The sequence below is a fragment of the uncultured Brachyspira sp. genome (assembly GCF_944390595.1).
In the GTDB taxonomy this organism is placed as follows: domain Bacteria; phylum Spirochaetota; class Brachyspiria; order Brachyspirales; family Brachyspiraceae; genus Brachyspira.
The window spans coordinates 64,925-70,924 of the sequence record NZ_CALXRN010000119.1 but is presented as its reverse complement, the minus strand read 5'-3'; the positions used below and the strand labels follow the sequence as shown (position 1 = coordinate 70,924).

Below are 6,000 nucleotides of genomic sequence, written 5' to 3'. Positions count from 1 at the left end.
TCAAAATATATATCAGACATTTGACTCATAAATGCTATTTTTTTGGCAATATATATTCTATCTTTATTTCTTATATCTTCTCCGTCTATATATATATTTCCTTCAAAATCTGTTATTTTACATAATGATTTTAATAAAGTAGTTTTTCCGCATCCGTTAGGACCCAATATACATAAAATTTCACCTTCTTTAATATTGAAAGATATATCATGCAGTATTTTATCCTGTTTATTATAAGAAAATGATAATTTATTTACTTTAAGCATTTATTATATTCCTATTTTTTTATAAATATATAAAAGAAGAATGGAGCCCCTATTACAGCAGTTATAATTCCTATAGGTATATTTGAACCTTGAATTATTACCCTTGATAGAATATCTGATATTACTAATAATATTCCTCCTATTAATGCAGACATTGGTATTACCATTATATGCTTAGCAGAAAATAATTTCCTTGCAATATGAGGCGATGCTAAATCAATAAATCCTATTATACCTACGAATGATACTATAATTGAAGTAACAAAAGATGATATTATTATAAAAAATATTTTCATATATTTAGTATTTATTCCTAATGAATAGACTGTATTATCTCCGAATGTCATAATATCCAAAACATTAGAATAATGCATCGATATAATAAAAAATATTATAGTTATAAAAATAATTATAAATATTAAATTCCAATTCTTTAATGATAAACTTCCAAGCTGCCACATGATTATTCTATTAGAGTATTTTGGGAATAAGTATGTCAAAAAACTCATTATTGAATTTACAAATAAGGATATAATTATTCCTGCAAGTATTATAGAATTATTATTCATATATTTGTCTATAGTTTTTGATATTGCCAAAATAATTATAATTGTTATAAAAGCAAATGCAATAGCAGAAAATATATACAAAATCTGAGAATAATTTATACCTAAAACTATTAATATTGATACTCCAAGTCCTGCTCCGGATGATACTCCTAAATTATAGGTTGATGCTAATGGATTTCTTAAAATTGATTGTATTATAGTTCCTGTTATTGATAAAGAAGCACCTGTAAAAAAAGCTAATATAGTATGAGAAAATCTTATATTAAATATTATATCAATATTTATTTTGTTTAAATCTTTTATTAATTCTATGTTGAATATTTTATATAAAAATGCAGCAGCTATTTCTTTAGGAGATATGTATACGCTTCCTACACTTATTGAAATTATCATAGACACAAATGCTAATATTAAAAGTATAATTATTTTTCTTAGATTTTTCATAGAATTATTTTTAATCATTAACAGTATCTATTAAAACAGCTTCTAATTTAAAGTTTTCAATATCTTTTAAATCTATTATTCTGAAATTATCTCTAATAGCATAAAATCTAATTACAGCATGAGGAGCTATATCTTTTTCTCCTAAAATTATAGAAAATATAATATCAAACACTGTATCATTATAGTTTTCTTGAAGTATTTTCTTTATAGATACAAAAATTTTTAATGAAAGATTTAAAACATCTTTTAAATTTTTACTGTTTGATATATATATTTCATTTTCATCATATTCATAATGTGTTAATTCTAATCCGCTTGCAGAAGTGCCGCATAAAGTACAATCAATTTCTTTATTTACAGTCCAATATTTTTCATTATTTTGATTTTCTTTTTGTGATATAGAATAGTAGTTTTTAGGTTCTATTAATGAAAAATCTATATCTGATATGAGTTCCTTCATTTTTATATTGCTAATCAATTTTTTACCTCATGAACCAAGTAAATCATCAGCTATATATTTTACTATTTTATCAGTAACATTTCTGCCATAATAGTTAAATTGTGCTTCTCTCATTTTAACTAAACCTTCTCTATTATTTGCTATCAATAAATCTATTTTATTAAAAATATCATCAGTAGAAGAAGTACTATATCCCAATCCGTTTTCTTCCAAATACATAGGTGTGCCTTCTTCCTGTCCAGGCAATGCTCCCATAGAAATTATAGGTATAATACAATTAATAGCTTCAACTATAGATAGAGAACCGCATCTAGTTATTAAAATATCATTATCATAGAATAATTTGAATAATTCTTTAGTATATCCTATAACATTAACTTCTCTTTGATAGTTTCTTAATCTGTATTTTAATTTTTTATAATTATTCTTATTTCTTCCACATACAACTGTGACATCGCAGTCATATTTTTCATGCAGATTTCTTATCATATAAAATATTCTTTTGGATCTTTCTGTGTTATTTAATATTAAAACTCTTAATTTTCCGTTTATGTTTGTATTTTTTTTAAGCTCTTCTAAACTATCAAATGGTGCTTTAAAATGATCTCTTACAGGTATCCCAAAAGTTACAACTTTATCTTTATCAATGTTGTTGTTTATAATAAAATCAGTAGCTTCTTTAGAGGGGCTTATTATTCTGTCTGCTCTGTTGTCAAGCCATATATTTGTTACACTTACTAGATCTGTTAATAATATATACATTTTTGTATCTAATTTATTTTTTTCTAAAACGTTTAATATACTTCCATTAAATAACGGATGGACGCTTAATATTAAATCCGGCTTATAACTATCTATTATTTTCAAAAATCTGCGTTTTATTTTTCTAGAAATTTGTTTATTTACGGTAATACTGCCATTATTAGAAAAATTAAAGATTTTACCCCATATATTAGGGAAATATTTAACACATATATTATAAAGCCTTTCTGCTGAAATCATCTCAAAATCGCCTAATTTAAATCCGTTTATAGATTTACATACAATTTCCTCTCCATAAATCTTATGAAAAGCATTTGCTAAAGCTTCATTAGCACTTTTATGTCCATGACCAGTATATTCAGAATATATTATTAATATTTTTTTCATTATTATTTTACCTCTAAAAAATATACAAAAATTATATATAAAAAAACATAGTTGTCAAGTAAATAAAAAATCCTAATGTTATTATAACATTAGGATTTAATTTTTTATATTATAAAATATTAGTTTTTAATATTATCAAATGGATTGTAAGTTAAAGATGTAGGTTCAGCTTTTGAAATATAATTTTGAGTTTCTTTTTTGTTTTGGACTTCTAAATATTCTCTTCTTGAAAGAGATATTCTTTTCTTACTTTGATTAACTTCTCTTACAACGAAAGGATAAGTTTCTCCTACTTTTACAGTTTCTTCTAAAGTGCTTCCTTTTGGTATTTCAACTTGAGAAACATGCATATATCCTTCTAAATCATTTTCTAAAGAAATAATAGCACCTGAATCAACAATAGCTTTTACTACACCATCCACTATAGAACCTTGAGGATGAGCTTTTTCAAATAATCTCCAAGGACTTTCTTTAGTATGTTTATAGCTTAATTTTATTTTTTGCTTATCTCTGTCTATAGACATGATAACCATATTAACTTCTTCACCTTCTTTAACATAGTCTTTCATGTTTACAACATTATTTTTCCAATCAAAATCGCTCATATCGCATGTTCCTTCCAAACCATTAGGAAGTTCAAATACTGTAAAGCCTTTAATAATTCTTTTAACTTTACATTTTACGCTGGATTTTGCCGGGAAATCTTTTTCAACAGTATCCCAAGGATTTTCTTTAACTTGCTTTAATCCTAAAGTTAATTTTCTTTCAAGAACATTCATATCTAATATTTTACACTCTAAGAAATCACCTTTTTTAACGAAATCATTAGGACTATTAACATGTGAATTCCAGCTTAAATCAGATATATGAACAAGTCCTTCTATACCATTAGCTACTTTGACAAAAGCACCGAATTTTTTAACATTTGTAACTTCGCCGCTGATAACATCATTTACATGATATTGTTCAACAAATTTACTCCATGGATCTTCATCTAACTGCTTAAGTCCTAAATCAACTTTACGTTTTTCTTTATCAACAGAAAGAACTTTGAACATTCTTTCGTCGCCTTTAGATATGATAGATTTAGGATTTATAACTTTATCCCAAGACATATTAGGTATAGCAAGAAAACCGTCGAATCCTGGAGTTATTTCAATAAAAGCACCAAATTTTTCTATATTTTTTACTTTACCGCTTATTATTTCATTTTCTTTTAAATTATCTAGGAAAGATTCTATGTTTTTATTCTGAGTTTCTTCTAATAATGCTTTTCTTGATACTACAACGTCTTTTTTATCTTTTTTTATAATTTTAAACTCATATTCTTTACCAATATGATCAGTATCTTTAATTCCTTTTGCTATATCTATTAAGGAAAAAGGACAAAAAGCAGGATGTCCGCTTATAGAAACAGTGAATCCTCCTTTAGTAATATATTTAACAACCCCTTTAACTGTAGTGTTGTTTCTAACAGCATTATCTATTATGTCCTGTGCTTTTCTTTTATCTACTTCAACTTTAGATAACAATATATTATTATCATCCTCTCCTGTAATAACAGCTTCAACTTCTTCTCCAATAACAGGCTCTTTATCAAATTCGCTTCTTTTAATTTTACCTTCAGATTTGAAATCAAAATCTATAAAAACATCAGATTCATCAACTTGTACTACTTTACCTTTTACTGTCTTTTTATGACCTATAGAACTATTATCTTTTAAGCCTTCAACAGCTTTAAGAAATAACTCTTGATCATCATTATTTGGTAAATTTTTATTATCTTCCATCGTCCTTCTCCCTCCTGTACTTTCACAGGTTAAAATATCTAATTTATTAATTAGATTTTATATTTAAAACCACATTTGTGATTTTTTCAACAACTTCATTTATAGTCATGCTGGTAGTATCTATAATGCAGGCATTTTCCGGTACTACAAGCGGACTGTCTTCTCTATTTGAGTCAAACTCATCTCTTTTTCTAATGCTTTCTTTCACTTCATCATAAGTGATATTTTTGCCTTTAGATATTTCCTCAGCATGTCTTCTTTTAGCTCTTTCATCTAAAGAAGCATCTATATAAAATTTATATTTGGCATTTGGAAAAACAACACTTCCTATATCTCTGCCGTCTATAACATACATTCCGTCTTTAGCTATTTTTCTTTGTAATGATACCATATTTTGTCTAACTACACTAATAGAAGATACTTTGGATACTAAATTTACAACTTCAATGCTTCTTATAGCTTCAGATACATCTTCATTATTTAAGTATATCTTTCCACCGCCGTCAAAATTTATATCTAAATTATTAAGAGCAGATATGACTTCTGTTTTATCATCTATATCTATATTATTTTTAATAATATATAAGGTTACGGCTCTATACATAGCCCCTGTGTCTAAATATTTGAAAGATAGCTTTTTAGCTACTAATTTAGCTATTGTGCTTTTGCCAGCTCCAGAAGGACCATCAAGCGTTATTATTTCGTATTTACTAGAATCAGACACCTATAACCTTTTTTAGTTAATATAATTTTCTATACACTATATCATAAATAATTATAATTTGCAAATTTTTATTTTAATAAATACAAACTTTATTAAGAAAATTAAATATTTTTCTTAATAAATAATATATTCTATAAATAAAAATGTATTCCGAGTAAAATATTTGTATCTAATCTAAATCTGCTGTAAGATGCCGACAAATCTCTTATCATTGAATGATAATCGACATTCATACTGCTTGAATAAGTAAATGAAACTGAAATATTATCATTATTTTCTACAAAATACCATTCTATAGTTTTTAATGTTCTGAAGAAATTCCAATAACTTATGTAGGTTCTTACGTTTTCATCATAGCCCATAAATTTATATAGATCTAAAAATATAGATAAAATTGGAAGCTTATTTTTTACAGTTAAAAAAGTACTAAGCATAGGGAAATCGATAATACTTAAATTCATTGAATAGTCTTCAAATTTTATATCATCTATATCTACAACAGAAGGATTAGAATCTTTTTTTCCAAAAAAAGATTCATTAACATTAAAATTGTACATAGAGTGTAAACTGCATGTAAAAATACTTAAAATACATGCAA

At 25.6% G+C, this 6,000-nt stretch carries 7 protein-coding genes; all 7 read right to left on the bottom strand.

What is annotated here, in order from left to right; genetic code table 11:
* Positions 1 to 266, bottom strand: a 266-nt coding sequence (locus Q0J90_RS06855; RefSeq protein ID WP_297277194.1) for an ABC transporter ATP-binding protein, incomplete at its 3' end; no start/stop codon positions are given.
* Positions 267 to 277: 11 nt separating this feature from the next.
* On the bottom strand, positions 278 to 1,297 hold the full coding sequence (locus Q0J90_RS06850; RefSeq protein ID WP_297277193.1) for an iron ABC transporter permease: 1,020 nt from the start codon (positions 1,295 to 1,297) through the stop codon (positions 278 to 280).
* Positions 1,290 to 1,757, bottom strand: coding sequence for a hypothetical protein (locus Q0J90_RS06845; protein ID WP_297277192.1), 468 nt, complete (start codon positions 1,755 to 1,757; stop codon positions 1,290 to 1,292). Before Q0J90_RS06845 ends, Q0J90_RS06850 begins: the two co-directional genes overlap by 8 nt.
* 9 nt (positions 1,758 to 1,766) lie before the next feature.
* On the bottom strand, positions 1,767 to 2,888 hold the full coding sequence (locus Q0J90_RS06840; protein WP_297277191.1) for a glycosyltransferase: 1,122 nt from the start codon (positions 2,886 to 2,888) through the stop codon (positions 1,767 to 1,769).
* A gap of 119 nt (positions 2,889 to 3,007) precedes the next feature.
* Positions 3,008 to 4,678 (bottom strand): S1 RNA-binding domain-containing protein, encoded by a 1,671-nt coding sequence (locus tag Q0J90_RS06835; protein ID WP_297277190.1) that lies wholly within the window; start codon positions 4,676 to 4,678, stop codon positions 3,008 to 3,010.
* Between the two features lie 46 nt (positions 4,679 to 4,724).
* The gene (gene cmk / locus Q0J90_RS06830; RefSeq protein ID WP_297277189.1) at positions 4,725 to 5,402 is read right to left on the bottom strand and encodes a (d)CMP kinase; all 678 of its coding nucleotides are present in this window, start codon (positions 5,400 to 5,402) and stop codon (positions 4,725 to 4,727) included.
* A gap of 131 nt (positions 5,403 to 5,533) precedes the next feature.
* A complete protein-coding gene (locus Q0J90_RS06825; RefSeq protein WP_297277188.1) occupies positions 5,534 to 5,959 on the bottom strand; it encodes a hypothetical protein in 426 nt (141 codons plus the stop codon).
* Between the last annotated feature and the right edge of the window lie 41 nt (positions 5,960 to 6,000).